Annotated in this window: 18 protein-coding genes; 8 read left to right on the top strand and 10 right to left on the bottom strand. The window is 70.5% G+C overall.

What is annotated here, in order from left to right; translation table 11 throughout:
- A complete protein-coding gene (locus ABNG04_RS07690) occupies window positions 1-1,062 on the bottom strand; it encodes a beta propeller repeat protein (RefSeq protein ID WP_371161473.1) in 1,062 nt (353 codons plus the stop codon).
- Between the two features lie 146 nt (window positions 1,063-1,208).
- On the opposite strand from ABNG04_RS07690, the gene ABNG04_RS07685 reads away from it, so the two are divergent.
- Window positions 1,209-1,940: a DUF5781 family protein gene (locus ABNG04_RS07685; protein ID WP_371161472.1), complete on the top strand. Its 732-nt coding sequence runs from the start codon at window positions 1,209-1,211 to the stop codon at window positions 1,938-1,940.
- A 50-nt stretch (window positions 1,941-1,990) separates the two neighbouring features.
- On the opposite strand, the gene ABNG04_RS07680 is transcribed toward ABNG04_RS07685, so the two are convergent.
- Entirely contained in the window at window positions 1,991-3,415 is a 1,425-nt protein-coding gene (locus tag ABNG04_RS07680) for a hemolysin family protein (RefSeq protein ID WP_371161470.1), read from the bottom strand.
- Between the two features lie 152 nt (window positions 3,416-3,567).
- Between ABNG04_RS07680 and ABNG04_RS07675 the strand changes: the two genes are divergently transcribed.
- From ABNG04_RS07675 to ABNG04_RS07665, 3 genes are all read left to right on the top strand, one after another.
- Window positions 3,568-3,828 carry a glutathione S-transferase N-terminal domain-containing protein gene (locus tag ABNG04_RS07675; protein WP_297884861.1) on the top strand — a complete coding sequence of 87 codons (261 nt, stop codon included), beginning with the start codon at window positions 3,568-3,570 and terminating at the stop codon, window positions 3,826-3,828.
- The gene (locus tag ABNG04_RS07670; RefSeq protein WP_371161467.1) at window positions 3,829-4,338 is read left to right on the top strand and encodes a redoxin domain-containing protein; all 510 of its coding nucleotides are present in this window, start codon (window positions 3,829-3,831) and stop codon (window positions 4,336-4,338) included.
- Window positions 4,339-4,465: 127 nt separating this feature from the next.
- Window positions 4,466-5,092: an L-threonylcarbamoyladenylate synthase gene (locus tag ABNG04_RS07665; RefSeq protein ID WP_371161465.1), complete on the top strand. Its 627-nt coding sequence runs from the start codon at window positions 4,466-4,468 to the stop codon at window positions 5,090-5,092.
- Window positions 5,093-5,119: 27 nt separating this feature from the next.
- Here the strand turns inward: ABNG04_RS07665 and ABNG04_RS07660 are convergent, their stop codons facing one another.
- The 4 genes from ABNG04_RS07660 to ABNG04_RS07645 form a co-directional block, all read right to left on the bottom strand.
- On the bottom strand, window positions 5,120-5,386 hold the full coding sequence (locus ABNG04_RS07660; protein WP_371161463.1) for an HAH_0734 family protein: 267 nt from the start codon (window positions 5,384-5,386) through the stop codon (window positions 5,120-5,122).
- 77 nt (window positions 5,387-5,463) lie between these two features.
- Window positions 5,464-6,207: a creatininase family protein gene (locus ABNG04_RS07655; protein WP_371161461.1), complete on the bottom strand. Its 744-nt coding sequence runs from the start codon at window positions 6,205-6,207 to the stop codon at window positions 5,464-5,466.
- A gap of 51 nt (window positions 6,208-6,258) precedes the next feature.
- Window positions 6,259-8,079 carry a ribosome biogenesis/translation initiation ATPase RLI gene (locus tag ABNG04_RS07650; RefSeq protein WP_371161459.1) on the bottom strand — a complete coding sequence of 607 codons (1,821 nt, stop codon included), beginning with the start codon at window positions 8,077-8,079 and terminating at the stop codon, window positions 6,259-6,261.
- 1 nt (window position 8,080) lies between these two features.
- Complete coding sequence (locus tag ABNG04_RS07645; RefSeq protein ID WP_371161457.1) at window positions 8,081-8,389, bottom strand: EMC6-like membrane protein; 309 nt, start codon at window positions 8,387-8,389, stop codon at window positions 8,081-8,083.
- A gap of 283 nt (window positions 8,390-8,672) precedes the next feature.
- Between ABNG04_RS07645 and ABNG04_RS07640 the strand changes: the two genes are divergently transcribed.
- Window positions 8,673-8,954 (top strand): MarR family transcriptional regulator, encoded by a 282-nt coding sequence (locus tag ABNG04_RS07640; protein ID WP_008443026.1) that lies wholly within the window; start codon window positions 8,673-8,675, stop codon window positions 8,952-8,954.
- A gap of 64 nt (window positions 8,955-9,018) precedes the next feature.
- Here the strand turns inward: ABNG04_RS07640 and ABNG04_RS07635 are convergent, their stop codons facing one another.
- Window positions 9,019-9,324 carry a DUF7536 family protein gene (locus tag ABNG04_RS07635; protein WP_445972117.1) on the bottom strand — a complete coding sequence of 102 codons (306 nt, stop codon included), beginning with the start codon at window positions 9,322-9,324 and terminating at the stop codon, window positions 9,019-9,021.
- A 140-nt stretch (window positions 9,325-9,464) separates the two neighbouring features.
- Here ABNG04_RS07635 and ABNG04_RS07630 point away from each other — a divergent pair, with 140 nt between their 5' ends.
- Window positions 9,465-10,439 (top strand): C-terminal binding protein, encoded by a 975-nt coding sequence (locus ABNG04_RS07630; protein ID WP_371161456.1) that lies wholly within the window; start codon window positions 9,465-9,467, stop codon window positions 10,437-10,439.
- Window positions 10,440-10,471: 32 nt separating this feature from the next.
- Here ABNG04_RS07630 and ABNG04_RS07625 read toward each other — a convergent pair whose 3' ends face one another.
- Window positions 10,472-11,269 (bottom strand): DUF6663 family protein, encoded by a 798-nt coding sequence (locus tag ABNG04_RS07625; RefSeq protein WP_371161454.1) that lies wholly within the window; start codon window positions 11,267-11,269, stop codon window positions 10,472-10,474.
- A 112-nt stretch (window positions 11,270-11,381) separates the two neighbouring features.
- On the opposite strand from ABNG04_RS07625, the gene ABNG04_RS07620 reads away from it, so the two are divergent.
- Window positions 11,382-12,071: a methyltransferase domain-containing protein gene (locus ABNG04_RS07620; protein ID WP_371161452.1), complete on the top strand. Its 690-nt coding sequence runs from the start codon at window positions 11,382-11,384 to the stop codon at window positions 12,069-12,071.
- A gap of 24 nt (window positions 12,072-12,095) precedes the next feature.
- Here ABNG04_RS07620 and ABNG04_RS07615 read toward each other — a convergent pair whose 3' ends face one another.
- Together ABNG04_RS07615 and ABNG04_RS07610 are read right to left on the bottom strand one after the other, a co-directional pair.
- Complete coding sequence (locus tag ABNG04_RS07615) at window positions 12,096-12,542, bottom strand: type IV pilin domain-containing protein (protein WP_371161450.1); 447 nt, start codon at window positions 12,540-12,542, stop codon at window positions 12,096-12,098.
- Between the two features lie 159 nt (window positions 12,543-12,701).
- Window positions 12,702-14,096 (bottom strand): DUF7094 domain-containing protein, encoded by a 1,395-nt coding sequence (locus tag ABNG04_RS07610; protein WP_371161448.1) that lies wholly within the window; start codon window positions 14,094-14,096, stop codon window positions 12,702-12,704.
- A 181-nt stretch (window positions 14,097-14,277) separates the two neighbouring features.
- Here ABNG04_RS07610 and ABNG04_RS07605 point away from each other — a divergent pair, with 181 nt between their 5' ends.
- Window positions 14,278-15,579 (top strand): helix-turn-helix transcriptional regulator, encoded by a 1,302-nt coding sequence (locus tag ABNG04_RS07605; protein ID WP_371161446.1) that lies wholly within the window; start codon window positions 14,278-14,280, stop codon window positions 15,577-15,579.
- The last annotated feature ends 77 nt before the right edge of the window (window positions 15,580-15,656 follow it).

The following is a 15,656-nucleotide window of genomic DNA, read 5'->3' as shown; positions in this document are numbered from 1 at the left end:
TCACGCGACCGTCAGCGCCCGCGCCGGACGGTCGGGGAGGTCGACCGGGACCTGTTCGAAGGAGTCGCCCGCGTCGCGGGTGACGAAGAGCCCGCGGTTCGAGAGCGCCCAGACCGCTCCGGGGGCGCGACCGCGGGCCAACACGGCTCGATAGGTGCCCGCTCCCGTCGGGAACCCGCGGTCGTCGAGACGCTCGAACCGGCCGGCGTCGTCCACGGTTCCCCCGCCTTCTCCCCCGCCGCGACGATAGCGGTACAGGTGCGCCTCGCCGCGGCGGTGGGCCGCGGTCGCGCCCTCGGCCGCGCTGACCAAGGCGGTGTCGGGGTCGCCGGGGTCGACCGCGAGCCCCCAGACGTACCCGTGGTCGAGGCCGACGTCGGGGGCGCGCCACGAGTCGCCGCGGTCGTCGCTTTCGGCGAAGCCGTCGCCGGCGGCGGCGTAGACGCGGTCGGGGGCGTCCGGATGGGTCGCCATCGCGTGCGTGTCGCGGCGCGACCCCGGCGGTCGGTCGGTCCACGTCTCGCCGCCGTCAGTCGTCACGGCGAGCGCGCCCGCCTCGATGCCGACGAACCACCGCTCCGGGGCGGCCGGGCAGGGCTCGATCCACCGCACGTGGTGCGTGTCGGGTCGCGGCGGGAACGACCACTCGGACGCCGACGGGAGGTCGGTGAGCCCGCCGACCCGCCTCGCGGTCTCCCCGCCGTCTGCGGAGCGGTACACCCGCGAGGGTTCCGTGCCGACCCAGACGACCGTGGGGTCGTGCGGGCTCGTCGCGACCGCAGTCACCGCGTCCGGGCCGGACCCATCGGGGCCGAGCGTCGAGGCGGCCGTGCGCGTAAATCGCTCGCCGCCGTCGACGGAGCGGAACAGTCCCGCCTCGAACGTCCCCGCGAGGACGCGCGCCGGACCGGTCGCGCCGCCCCCGTCGTCGACATCGCCCCGGGCCGCGCCGGGCGTCGCAGAGAGGCACTCGACGCGCTGGCCGGAGAGGCGCGTCTCGACCGCGCCGGTCGCGGGGTCGACGACCCGGACCCCGTCGTCGTAGGCCGCGTAGATGCGCATATCTCGGCGTTCGCACAGCGGGGTGAAAAGCGTACGCCGGGGCGCCGCGGAGGCCGACGTCCCCGACACATCAGCGCGGCGGGCGTCGGCGGCCGGGTACCACGAGCGCAAGAGACTTACCGCCGCCTCCCGTGTGAAGGGTACGCATGGATCTTCGCGTTCAGGGGGACGTTCCCCCAGACCCGTTTCTCGGCGCGGCGGACCTCTTCGAGACCGAGCGCTCCGTCGACGCGCCGGTCCGCGTCGTCGTCCGCGACGACCCCGACGAGCGGACCTGGGCCGGCCACTACGACGATCACCACGTCCTGAACGTCTCCCGACGGGCCGCCACGAGCGCGATGGCGCGCGAACTGGCGATCCACGAGCTCTCGCACATGGCCCGCTACGAGGAGGGCCACCCCTCGCACCTCCAGTCCACGGAGGAGGCGCTGTACCTCGGCCTCGCGGGCGAGTCGGTCGAGCGGCGGAAGCTCGCGCACTGTTACCAGATCGCGAACCACATGAAAGACATCTACGCCGACGACATCACGCTCTCCGTGGCCCCCGCGGACAAGCTGCTCGGCTTCCTCGAGTCGACGCTGGCGGCCGCGGTCGCGGACCGCCCCGACGTGTCACGGACTGGGTCACCCCCGGTGACGGCGGGAGCCGACCCGGAGATAACGGCCGTCAACGCCGCGTTCGCGCTCGCGCTGGTGGAGCGACACGACATCGCCGGCCCCGACCACCGGATCTACGATCTGGCGCGGGCGGCCGGCAGCGACACGGACGCCGTCGACATCGACGCGTTCAAAGAGCGGTTCCTCGACCTCGGACACGACCCCTCGGAGAGCGACTACCGGAAGGCACTCGTCGCGGCCGCTCGCGCGTACGCTGTCTGAGATAGACTCGTCGACGTCTCGACGAAGTCGGAAATCCCCCTACCGGCGGCTCACTGCGAGTCGTTCTGCGCGGCGTCGCCGCCCGCGTCGGCCTCCGCCGCCCCGCTCTCGTCGGTCGAATCCGTGGCCTCCACCGGCGCGGTCGAGTCCGTCGCCACGGGGGTCCCGTCGAGGACGGTCACCCGCGCGGACATGATCCGCGTGTTGTCGACGCGCTCGATCCGGATCCGGATGCTGTCAAACTCGATCTCCTCGCCCTCCTCGACGAGCCGCCCGGCGCGGTTGAACACGAAGCCAGCGAGCGTCTCGAACTCCTCGCCCTCCGGGAGGTCGATCCCGAGGATCTCGTTGACCTCGTCGATGTTCACCTCGCCCTGGACGACCGCGACGTTCTCGTCGACGAACTCCACCGGGGCCTCCTCGTCGCCCTCCAGGATCTCGCCGACGATCTCCTCGACCATGTCCTCCAGCGTAATGATCCCCTCGGTGGTGCCGAACTCGTCGATGACCGTCACCATCTGGAGGCGGTTGTCCTGCATCTCCGCGAGCAGCTCGTCCGCGTTCTTCGACTCGGGGACGTGGAGCGTGGGCTTGACGACCCGTTCGAGGGAGGGCTGCCCCTCGGAGTAGCGCAGCTCGCGCACCAGGTCGCGCACGGTCACCACGCCGATGATGTTGTCGAGGTTCCCCTCGTAGACGGGGACGCGCTCGTGGTCGGCCTGGATACACGTCTCGATCGCCTCCTCGACGGAGTCCTCCTTCGCGACCGCCGTGACGTCGAGCCGCGGCGTCATCACCTCCTTGGCGATGGTGTTGTTGAACCGGAAGATGCGGTCGAGCATCTCCCGCTCCTCCTCCTCGATGACCCCCTCGCGCTCGCCCGTCTCGATGATGTCCTGGATCTCGTCGCGGGTGACGTACGTCGACTCGATGGCGGCCGAACCGCCGATGACGCTGTTGACCCCCTTGACGATGTAGTCGAAGAGGACGACGAGCGGGTAGAGCGCGTACTCCGAGGCCTTCAGCGGGCGGGCGATGCGGAGGGCCCACGACTCGGTGTTCTCGACGGCGTACGACTTCGGCGCGCTCTCGCCGAAGATCAGCACGAGCGTCGTGATCCCGAACGTCGTCGCCAGCACCGACTGCCCCCGCGAGAGATAGATCCCGAACAGCGCGGTGGCGATCGAGGTCATCGCCACGTTGACGATGTTGTTGCCGACGAGTATCGTCACCAGCAGTCGGTGGGGGTTCTGTTTCATGTCGCGGATCGTCTCCGCCCCCGTCACCCCCTCGTCGACGAGGCTGTCGATGCGATGTTGCTGCAGCGAGAACATCGCGATCTCCGACGAGGAGAAGAACGCCGAGAGCCCGACCAACACGGCGATCGCGGCGATGCCGAGAACGGTCACGATATCCTGGCCCGGCATCGGTATCTGGAGGACGTCGATCACCGGCGCGCTAGACGACAAGCCCATATTCGTTTGTCATCCGTCGGCCCGCGATTAAAGCGTTCCCTTCGGCAACCCTCACGCGGGCGGAGCGACCGGTCCGAGACGGCTCTGACCGGCCCCGACCGCGGGGTGCCGCTGTCGACACGATTACCCGTCTCGCGGGCGAATCGCGGGGCATGAGCGAGCCACAGATCACCCTGTACCGGCTTCAGGCGTGTCCGTTCTGCGAGCGCGTGGTCCGGACGCTGGACGAACTCGACCTGTCGTACCGGTCGCGGTACGTCGAGCCGATGCACTCAGAGCGCAACGTCGTCAAGCGCGTCTCCGGCGCGCGGAGCGTCCCGGCGATCGTCGACCGCGAGACCGGCGTCACCATGTCCGAGAGCGCGAACATCGTCGAGTACCTGAACGGGACCTACGGCGAGGGAGGTGCCTAGATGGTCGACTTCGACGTCGTCTCCCTCCCGGAGACCGACCACGTCGCCGAGGGCGACACCGCGCCCGACTTCGCGCGCCCGCTCGTGAACGACGAGTACTGGGAGGACCGCGCGCTCGCCGACGTCGTCGACGGGCCGACGCTCCTCCTCTTCCACCCGATGGACGGCGCGTTCCAGGGGACGTACCTCTACAACACGGTCGACGACCACGGGTGGAGCGACGACGTCGACGTCCTCGGCGTCTCCATCTCGACGCCGTACGCCCACAAGCGGCTGCTCGCCGACCGCGGCGACGGCGTACAGATCTTCTCGGACCCGGGCGCGGGCGTGATCGAGGAGTACGGCCTCGCGCACGACATCGACGGCATGACGGGGGTCACAGAGAGCCGCCCCGCGGTCTTCCTGCTCGATGCCGACCGCACCGTCGAACACGCGTGGGTCGCGAGCGAGCACCCGGAGTTCCCCGACGCCGAAGCGATCGACGACGCGGTCGCCGACCTCGTCGACTGATCCAACCGTCGCCGACTGACGCGATCACTGCCCGTCGCCCGCTTGCGCCGTCGCGACCGCCCGCGGCGGTGCGAGCACCGCGCACCCACTCGTCACCCTTTTTCAATTCCGCGTCGAACGGACGCCCGTGACAGCCGACACGAGCGACGATTCGGACCGAACCGACGAGCTACGCGCGGCGGCCGCCGCCGTCGACCGCGGGGACCTCGTCGTCTACCCGACCGAGACAGTGTATGGGCTCGGCGCAGACGCGCTCGACGCGGCCGCCGTCGAGCGCGTCTTCGACCTGAAGGGTCGCGACCGGTCGAACCCGCTCTCGCTCGGCGTCGCGAGCATCGACGACGCCCTCCGCTACACCCGCCCGACGGAGCGGGCGGTGGCGTTCGCCCGGGCGTTCCTCCCGGGACCGGTGACCGTCGTCGTCGAGCGCGGCGATCGCGTGCCGGACGCGCTCACCGCCGGCCGCGACCGCGTCGGGATCCGCGTGCCGGACCACGACCTCGCGCGAGCGCTCGTGGCCGAGACCGGCCCCCTCACGGCGACGAGCGCCAACGTCTCCGGGACCGGCAGCGTCACCGACCCCGATGACCTCGGCGAGCGGGTCCGCGAGGGGGTCGCCGCCGTGATCGACGGCGGCGAGACGCCCGGGACCGAGAGCACGGTCGTCGACCCCGCGGCGGGGACGATCCACCGACGCGGCGCGATGGCCGGGGCCATCGAGGCGTGGCTCGCGGACCCGCCGGTAGGGGAGTAAGAGCGTCTGCGAGGAAGGGTCGGCGCGTCAGACGGAGAGGTCGCCCTTCGCCTTGATCACGTCGAGGTCCTCGGCGTCGACCGTCTCGACGTCGAGCCAGTGGGGGACGTACTCGCGTTTGTCGTAGCGCTCGCGCTCGTCCTCGGTGCCGACGGTACACCAGAGCTGCGGCTCGTCCGGACCGTGCCAGCCGCCCTGGACGTTGATACCGAAACAGACCAGCTCCTCGCCGTCGTGCTCGATCACCGCGTCCTTCCGGATGTCGGGGTCGCCGCGGATGATGAGGTGTTTCATGCGCCGGGGTTCGCGTGTTCCGGGCTTAATCGCTTCGATACCGCAGATTGGGAGCGGGGGTCCGAGTCGCCCCGGGTTCACCACCCCGCGTCGAGGTCCTCGACGAGCGCGCCCAGGATCTCTCGGGTCGTCGCCTCGACGATCGGTTCGAGCGCGTCCGGGTCGCTGTTCGTCGGGTCGCCGAGCCCGCCCAGCTCGGTCACCTGATCGAAGTACTCGTAGCTCCAAGTGCGCGGCATCTCGTCGGCCTCTTGCGGCTCCTTCTTCCCCGCCCGAACGAGGTCCGGCCGGTACAGCTCGACGAAGCTCGTCTCGTGGTCGCCGGCGTGACCCCACCCCTCGCCGTACGCCTCCTTCAGGTCCTCTCGCGCGAAGTCCGTCCAGTGGACGAAGTGGACCGTGAGGTCGGTGTCGCGGCCCAGCCGGTCGGCGGCGATCGACAGCGGCTCCCGGTTCCCGCCGTGGGTGTTCAGGATGAGGAGCCGCTCGACGCCGTGTTCCGCGACGGACTCGCCGATCTCGCGGACCACGTCAACGTACGTCCCCGTTGAGAGAGTGATCGTCCCCGGGAACCGCATGTGGTGTTCCGACTGGCCGTACGGGAGCGGCGGGAGTCGCAGCAGGTCGAGGTCGAACCCGCCGGCGGCGTCGACAAGCTCCGCGGTCAGGTGGTCCGCGCGGAGCGTGTCGGTCGACACGGGGAGGTGCGGCCCGTGCTGCTCGATGCTGCCGGTCGGGAGGACGGCGAAGTCGACCTCGTTGATCGCGGCCTCGGCGTCCTCCCACGTCATGCCGAACAGGTCGGCGTCCGTCTCGGGCATGGCGGCGATCCGGAGCCGGGCGAGGAAAGGTTCGGGGTAGCGGCGACCGCGTCAGCCGGAGTAGTAGTACTCGCCGTCGCGCTTCTGCTGGCTGTCAAGCTGCGACCCCGGCTTGTTGATCCGGGGGCGGCCGGTGCGCTCGTCGCGGCGGAAGGTGATCTCGAGGTCGGCGAGGAACTCGTTCATCCCGTCGCGCATGTCCTGCGGCGGGGCCGCCCGCCCACGTTCCGCCGGCTCTCCGTCGAACACCATCAGGCGATCGGCCAGCAGGTCGATCATGTAGATGTCGTGGTCGATTACCATCACCGTCGCGTCGTGGTTCTCGGCGTACCGACGGATCGCGGTGGTTGCCCGGACGCGCTGTTCCACGTCGAGGTGAGCCGAGGGCTCGTCGAGCAGGTAGAGATCGGCGTCGTCGGAGAGGCACGCGGCGATGGCGACGCGCTGGCGCTCCCCGCCCGAGAGGTCGGCGAGGTTCTGCTCCATGACGCGCTCTAACTGGAGCGGCTGGGCGATCTCGGTGTTCCAGTAAGAGGAGCCGAATTCGTCGGTGATCGACGAGAGGAAGGCGTCGACCCGCATGTGCTGGTCGATGTCGATGTACTGCGGCTTGTAAGAGATGTCGAGGGCGAAGTCGAGCTCGCCCTCGTCGGGCTCCAAGTCGCCCGTGAACAGCTGCGCGAGCGTGGACTTCCCGATCCCGTTCGGCCCGACGACGCCGAGCACCTCGGAGCGGTTGATCGCGCCGCCCTCGACGCGGAGCTCGAACTCCCCATCGCCGTACGACTTCCGCAGGTCGGGGTACTCGATCAGCGTCTCGCTCCGGGAGGCGACCCGCGGGGCGTGCTCCTCGAAGGTGATCGCCGACGGGCGGATCCGCATGTTCTCGTTGTCGAGGTACCCCTTCAGGTACTCGTTGATCCCCTTGCGGACCGACTTCGGGTCGGTGATGACCCCGTACGCGCCGGGTTCACCGTACGCGACGTGGAGGGTGTCCGCGAGCAGGTCGAGGATGGCGAGGTCGTGCTCGACGACGAGCATCGACCGGTCGGCCGCGTCGTCGTCCGCGAGCTCGCGGATGAGCCGGGCGACGATCATCCGCTGGCCGATGTCGAGGTACGGCGTGATCTCGTCGAGGAAGTAGAAGTCGGCGTCGCGGGCGAGACACGCCGCGATGGCGACGCGTTGGAGCTCGCCGCCGGAGATGGAGTCGATGTCTTGGTCCATCACCGGACGGATGTTGAGGCGGTCGACGAGGTCGTCGAGCGCGCCGCGCTCGTCGGTGCGCTCAAGCAGTTCGCGGGTGTTGCCGTCGAACTGGTTCGGGATCTGGTCGACGTACTGCGGCTTGCGCGCCACCGTCACGTCGCCGTCGCGGAGCGATTCGAGGTAGTTCTGGAGGCCGGTGCCGCGGAAGCGGTCGAGGACGCGTTCCCAGTCGCCGTCGGCGGCGTGGTCGCCGAGGTTCGGGACCATCTCGCCGGCGAGCGCGTGGACGGCCGTCGATTTCCCGATGCCGTTCGGCCCGAGGATGCCGGTGACGCTGCCGGGCTGAGGGGTCGGGAGGCCGTACAGCGAGAACGCGTTGTCGCCGTAGCGGTGGACCGGGTCGTCGTCGAGCTCGGAGGGGAGGTTGATGATCTCGATGGCGTCGAACGGGCACGAGTTGACGCAGATGCCGCAGCTCTCGCCCAGACAGATCTCCTCGGAGATGTGGATCTGGTCCGGATCGCCCTCCTCGGCGTCCTCGCCGCGCTCGGTGATACACTCCTTGCCCGTCCGGTTGGGCGGGCAGTCCTTCATACACTCGTAGTTACAGCGGTCGGGCTGACACCGATCGAGGTCCACGACCGCGATACTGTCGTCGGCCATCTCAGAGCCCCAGTTCGACGCCGGACGTCAGGAGGACGGTGTAGCTGATGAACCAGAGGGTAAACGTGAGGAACGCGATGTAGAGGTTGTCCTTGACGCCGAAGTCCCCGACGCCGACCGCCTTGAACACCGGGTACTGTGCGATGACGAACGCGCCGAGCACGAACACCGCGGTGGTGCTCGCGGCGGACGCCGGATCGGTGCCGACGTAGACGGCCGAGACGACGCCGGCGGCGATCCCGGCGAGGCAGCAGATGGTCGTGACGACCACGCCGCGGGCGTGGTCGGAGAGGCCCGAGTCGTCGCTCATGCCTTCGGATCCGCGAGCGCACGTGAAAAGCCGTTCGTTCCCGCCGCCGGCCGCGACCGAGGCGGGAGCGCCGCGGACGGATTCCCCGGTCCGTCCGGCGCGCGTCGTCGCGGCCGAAGCGCGCGCGAGCGAAATCACTGACTGACTGGTCAGTCCAGCGGGGTGAAACCAGATATTGTTGCTGGTACCTGCGACAGGAACCGGCCGTAATCGCCGGTAAATGGCGGTTTTGCCCGGATGCTCCATCAACATTTATGAGCGTGTGCGGTTTCGAATCGTAACGATGGAAGGAACCCAAACGGAGGGCCTCGACGACCTCCCACCGAGCGCCAAACTCGTCTTCAAGGTGCTCGAGTACAACGGACCGTTGACCCAGAAGGGGATCGTCCAAGAGTCGATGCTGTCGGCCCGCACCGTCCGATACGCGCTCGAACGGCTCGAAGGGATCGGCGTCGTCGACGAGGACGTCTACTTCGCGGACGCCAGGCAGAACCTCTACAAGCTCACGGAGCCGGCACAGGAGTTCACCGCCGACGAGGGCGAGGCCTCCTGTACCGCCGACTGACGCTCCGTCTACGCGCTGCTCGTCCCGCAGCGTCCCGTTTCGACCACCCCCAGCTGCGCGTCGCTCACTCGGCCGACTCCGGATCGCTCTCGCCTGCGCCGCGGACCGCCACGGCGATCGTGAGCGCGACCGCGACCGACAGCGCCGAGGTCGCGGCGAGCACGAACGCCAGCAGGAGGAACCACACGTCCGGCCCGAACAGCGGGTAGTCGCGCGTGTCGATCACCGGCCCGAGGAGCTCCAGCGTCCGGACGAGGTACATCGTCACCGCGAGCAGGGCGCCCGCCGCCGCCCCGACGCGGACGTTGCGATAGAACGACAGCGACTCCAACAGCACCAGCATCGGCGGTTTCGAAGGCTCGTCGCTCACGGGACGGGCTACGGCAGGCGGGCGCAAAGAGCCATCGGAACGCGGTCGGGGAGACCGATCGATCACGATCGAAACGGACGTACGAAGGCCTGACACCGTCAGTGACAGCCGTAAAGTGGTGGGGCGAAGAAACGGCGCGTATGCCCAGAGTCGTACTGTCAGCGTTCCCGATGATAGACCCGGAGACGTACCGCGAGGTCCTCGCCGACGCGGTCGACGAGCCCGTCGACGTCGAGGTCGCGGAGCTGGGGTCGACCGAGCGACTGATCGACGCCGCCGCGGGTGCCGACGCGGTCGTCACCGACATCAACACGCCCGTCACCGAGGCGGCGCTCGAGGCCACCGACCTCGACGTCGTGGTCCGTTCGGCGGTCGGCGTCGACAACATCGACGTCTCGGCGGCCGCGGCGCGCGGCGTCACCGTCACCCGGGTCCCGGAGTACTGTACCGACGAGGTGGCGACGCACTCCGTCTCGCTGCTCCTCGCGTGTCTGCGGTCGCTGAAGCCGTACGACGACGCGGTCGCCGCCGGCGGGTGGGACTGGGAGGCCGGCACGCCGATCCGGCGCGTCAGCGCGTCGACGATCGGCCTGCTCTCGTTCGGGCCCATCGCCAAGCGGGCGGCCGAGCAGCTCTCGGGCTTCGACGCCGACCTGATCGCGCACGACCCGTTCGTCGACGCCGACGAGATGGCCGCCCACGGGGTCGAGAAGGTCGAGTTCGAGGCGCTGTTCGACCGGGCTGACCACGTCGGCGTCTACGCCCCCTTGACGGACGCGACCCGCGGCATCGTCGACGCCGACGCGTTGGCGCGACTCGACGAGGACTCGGTCGTGGTCAACGTGAGCCGCGGCCCGGTCGTCGACGCCGACGCGATGCTGGACGCGCTGGAGGCGGGCGACATAAAGGCCGCCGGCCTCGACGTGCTCGCCGAGGAACCGCCGGAGGACGACCCGCTCGTCGGTCGCGACGACACGGTCGTCACGCCGCACGCGGCGTGGTACAGCGAGGAGGCGAAAGACGACCTGAACCGGAGCGGCGCGGGCGACGTGGCCGCCGTTTTGAACGGCGAGACGCCGGCCGGCCGCGTCGACCCAGACGCCGACTGGCTGTAGCTCCGCGCGGTCAGCGACCGGGCGGCGCCGGTCTACAGGCGGTCGAGCGCGTCGAAGTCGTCGTCGTCTGAGTCTTCCGATCCGCCCGAGTCGTCGAGGAGGGAGGAGTCGCCGTCGTCGCCGTCGGGGTAGCTCGCGTCGAGCCCCGCCGCCAGTCCGGCCCCGAGGTCGTAGGTGTCCCGGACGGTCTGCGCGAGGACGCCGTCGCGGTCGAACACGACGTAGACGGCGACGAACTCGTGGGCCGCCGGGCGCAACACGAACACCTCGCGCGGGCCGTCGTCGTCCCGCGAGTCGTTCACCCGCGCGACGAGCGGTTCGATCGGGAGCCGCCCGGTCCGGACCTCGTCGAAGGTGTCGCTGCCGGGCGCGTCGGCGAAGAGGTACAACGCGCCGTTGGGGTCGCCGTCGTTCGACCGGGTCGTGATCGAACCGACCGGCTCCCCCTCCGCGCGGATCTGCCGCCACGTCTCGACGGCCGCCTCGAACATCCCCTCCACCTCGTCGGCGAAGCGGAACCGGGTCTCGCGGACGACGTCCACTTCCTGAAGGCGCGCGGAGCCGTCGGTCCACGCCAGCGTCGCGTCGACGACGAAGCCTGGCCGGAGCGCGTCGACGGCGTCCGCGAGGTCGCCCTCGTACCCCTCCGCGGTGGCGTAGAGCGGGTCGTACCGGTCCGCGGCGTCGGGGTCGGTCGGATCGACCGGCTCGTCGGCGAGCTCGACGAGGACGAACTCCTCGGCGTCGTCGCCGCTCCGAGCGTCATCGTCGATGTCCGGCCGCTGGCGCCGGTCGTGGACGCGGAACCGGCCGCTCGTCGTCGGGTCCATACCTCTCGATGGGGCGGCGGGCGGAAAAGGCGGTCGAAAGCGGCGCACCGATGCGGGCGGACCGGTCGCGGATCCGTGTCGTTATGGGGCCGCCGGCCCAAGGAACCGGTAAATGGGGATCCTCGAGGACAAGTCGAACGCCCGGCTCTTCTACAAGTACCTCTCGAAGGTGTACGACCGGATCAACTCCTTCAACTGGAACGACGAGATGCGCGCGGAGGCGCTCTCGTGGCTGGAGTTCGGCGACGACCCGACGGTGCTCGACGTCGGCTGCGGCACCGGGTTCGGCACCGAGGGGCTGCTGGAGCACGCCGACGACGTCCACGGGCTCGACCAGAGCATCCACCAGATGGAGAAGGCGTTCGAGAAGTTCGGGAGACACGACCGGGTGAACTTCTACCGCGGCGACGCCGAGCGGCTCCCGTTCCGCGACGACGCGTTCGACGTGGTGTGGTCGTCCGGCTCCATCGAGTACTGGCCCAACCCCGTCAAGGGGCTGCGCGAGCTCCGGCGCGTCGCGAAGCCGGGCGGACAGGTCCTCGTCGTCGGGCCCGACTACCCGCACAACCCGATCCTCCAGCGAGTCGCCGACGCGATCATGCTGTTCTACGACGCGGACGAGGCCGACCGGATGTTCGAGGCGGCCGGCTACGAGGAGTTCGAACACCACATCCAGCAGGCGACGCCGCAGAGCCCGCGAGCGATCACGACCGTCGCCCGCGTCCCCGGCGGCAAGGAGACGGACGACGAGGCCCGGTCGACCGCCGCCGACGCGGACCCCTCGGTCCCCGACGCCGAGTAGCGCCGAGGACGCCGCGGGCGCTTCTCACCCCGCTTCGACGGAGGCCTCCAGCGTCGCGACCGGCTGCCCGTCGGCCGTAATCTTGACCGTGACCGTTCGACCCGGTTCGAGCGCCGGGTCGTTGGTGTCCGCGACGCGGAAGGACGCCGTCTGACCGACGCGCCACGTGTCGTCGCTCGCGGCGTTGAACGGTCCCGTCGGGCCGGGCCGGAAGCCGGCCGCGGAGAAGAACGGGACCGGCGGCTGCTCGGCGAGCGGTTCGCCGTCGACGCTGACGCGCACCGTCACGGCCGCAACGTCGATCGGGTCGCCGCCGCGGTGATCGATCGCGATCCGGTCGTCGGTCGCCGACAGCGACAGTACCGCCGAGGGCGGCACGGTCGCGGTCGACGGGCCGAGCGCGGCGGCCGCGACGCCGCCGGCCAGCACGACCGTGATCGCGAGGAGGAGCACGCCCGCGACCGGTGCCATGCCTCGATCGGCGGAACGGACTGGTGGTGACACGGCGGCGCTGCGGCGGCTTCGGCTAAAAGTGTCGGCCGCGTCGCGGCCGACGCGAGGTCGTCCCCGGGCCGGAACCGGACGTGTCGAGGCGGGTGCCGCGGAACCGGGCCGGTCAGCGCACGACGCTCACACGTCCTCGACCGGTCGCGGCGTCGTGAGGGGCTCGATGCCGTCGAGTACGAGGACGCGAGGCTCGTCGACGACCGTAATGCGGTACGTGTCGGCCGGGGAGAGCGTCCGGACGACGCCGTTCTCGTCGGTCGCCCCGATCGCCCGGCTGTCGCCGCCGCCGACGGACTTCGTGACGGTCACGTTCGAGAGCGGCTCGCCCGTCTCCTCGCTGCGGACGGTTACGGTCACCGGGCCGCCGGGGTACGTCCGCTCGACGGTGACGTTGAACCCGTCTCCGGTCGCCGTGACCGGCTCGCTGTCGGGGAACGCCGCGAGGTCGATGCGCTGGTGTTCGACGAACACCTGCTCCGTCCCGCCGCTGACGAAGGTGCGGAGGGTCCCCAGCTCGTGCGGGATCGTGATCCGCTGGACCGCGCCCGCACCGAACGCGTCAGGCTCGCGGAGCGCCGCCGTCTCGGGGTACGACGCCTTGGTTACCTCGATCGCCGCGTCGTTCGAAATGTCGCCGCCGCCGCGGTCCCAGCGGTCGGTCCGGAACACCTCGCGGACGTACTGACCGTCGACGACGGTCGCGAGCACGACGGCCTCAGAAGTCGACTCAACGTGGACGTTGTTCGCGGCGGACTGTCCGCGGGCGGTCACAAGCGCCTGGTCGCGGACCGGCCCCTCGTACACCTGGAGCGCCACCTGGAGCTCGTCGAGCCGGCCGGGAGAACTGAAGCCGTCGGTGGACTCGGCGAGGGCGTCGATCTCGTCGAGTCGGTCGTCGTACTCGCGAGCGGTCGCGGCGACGCGCACGAGTTCGTCGACGAGTTCGCGGTCGGTGATCTCACCGGAGGCGTGCGCGCTGAAGGCGTTCGTCTGCCGGCTGGACAGCGCGACCTCCGCGCGCTCGACGCGGTTGATCTCCGCGAGGATCTGCTGTTGGCGCTCGACGCCCGGCGCCGCGCGCTCGATCCGATCCACGACGGCCGCGGTCTTGAAAGCGGCGTCCGCGTCGGCGGTGGCGAACCCGAGCGCGGAGCCGATGTCCGGGCCGCGACGGTACGTGCTGACCCGCGTCTCCGCACCAATCGGGGTCGACAGCGTCCGGAGCGTGAGGTTCGCGGCGTCGATCTGGGTCGTCGTCTGCCCGGGGGCGCCCGGCGCGGGCGTCGCGGTCGACACCGGTTCGGTGAGGGAGAGCGGGTCTACGGCGGGAGAATCGGCAGAGGATGCGATATCGGCGGAAAGCGGGGAGTCGGCAGGTGACGCGGAGTCGACGGCGACCGCGGAGTCGGCGGACGGCACCGGGTCGGCGGGCTGCGGAGCGGCGCCCGGGGCGGTGACGCCGGCGACCGGGGCCACGAGCAGCAGGACCGCGACCACGGCGATCTGGAGGGCTCTCATCGTCTCAGCGTTCGACCCCCGATACAAAAAATCCACCCACTGCGGTCGGATGACTGGCCCGGGGCGACTCGGGCCCGCGGCTGAGCGGTTCGCGGGGTCACGTCGGTTATTCGTACAGATTTCCTGTCAAAAAACAGCGTATGGAAAGCGTTTTGCCCGGCGCGCGAGTGGCCCGAGACGTATGCGGAACCCCGCCATTCGCGCGCTTTTGATCGCGGTCGTCGCGCTCGCGCTGGTCGCGAGCGCCGGCGGCGCGGTCAACGGCGCGAGCACCGTTCCCTCTCCCCTCCACGCGGACGATACCGTGGCACACACCTCGGCTGCTGCGGCCGAGGCGCCGGTTCGCGGCTCCGTCGACGACCGCTTGACGGCCGCCCGACCGCAGACCGAGGACGTCATCACGTCGCCGTCCGCGACGCGGATCCGAGTCGGGTTGAACCCCGACCGCAGCGCCGACTGGACCGTCGCGGTGCGGTACTCGCTCGCGGACGAGAACGAGACGGCGACGTTCAGGACCGTCGGCGACCGCTTCCGCGACGGCGAGGTCGGCCCCGACGTCGAGCTGTTCGAGGGGTTCCGGCGGGAGGCGAACCGCAACGTCGACCGCTCGATGGCCATCGAGGGCGTCGATCGCGAGTTCGACGTCCACGAGGACCCGAGCGAGTTCGACGTCGCGACGGACGACGCGGCCGCGGTCGGCGAGCTCCGGCTGACGTTCACGTGGACCGCCTTCCTCGCGCAGGACGGCGAGAACCTCGTCCTCGGCGACGCGCTGACGACGCCGGAGAACGGGACGTGGCTCCGCAGCCTCGGCGCGGATCAGACGCTAGAGGTGCGGACACCCGAGGGGTACACGGTCACGAGCACGCCGAGCACCGCGGTGACGCAGCTCTCCGACGGCGACGTGATCATCGAGGGGCCGCAGACGTTCAACGGCGGTGAGCCCGTGGCGATCGTGTACGGCCCCGCCGGCGCGGCCTCGCCGCCGTGGGGGATGTTCCTGGCCGCGATCGTGCTCGCCGCGGTCCTCGTCGCCGGGAGCGTCGTCGGGTACCGCCGGGTCAGTGCCGAGGGGGGCGCGCCCGGCGACCCGATCGCGAACGGAGAGGGCAACGCGCCGGCCGACACCGAGCGGCGCTCCGCGGACGACCCCAACGCAGGCGAGATGGAGGACCCCGGCGCGGCCGACGAGTCAGCCGACGGAGAGGGCGGGGAGCCAGACCTCTCGCTGCTGTCGGACGAGGAGCGCGTCGAGCGGCTCCTCGGCGAGAACGGCGGCCGGATGCGGCAGGCCGACATCGTCGCCGAGACCGGCTGGTCCGACGCGAAGGTGTCGCAGCTGCTCTCGGCGATGGCCGACGAGAAGCGCGTCGAGAAGCTCCGACTGGGCCGCGAGAACCTCATCTCGCTGCCCGACGACGAGGAGGCCGAGGCCGGCGGCGACGAGGGCGGCGATGCCGACGGACGCGACGTCGGACGCTGACCGCCGGGGTCGCGGCGACGGCCCGCGGTCGAGCGCCGCTCCGGCGCGAACGGGTCGTCGAACCGGCGGGATCGGGC

The organism is Halorubrum miltondacostae (genome assembly GCF_041379815.1).
GTDB classification, from domain to species: domain Archaea; phylum Halobacteriota; class Halobacteria; order Halobacteriales; family Haloferacaceae; genus Halorubrum; species Halorubrum miltondacostae.
The sequence above is the reverse complement of the archived record's forward strand: the minus strand, read 5'-3'. Positions and strand labels throughout refer to the sequence as shown.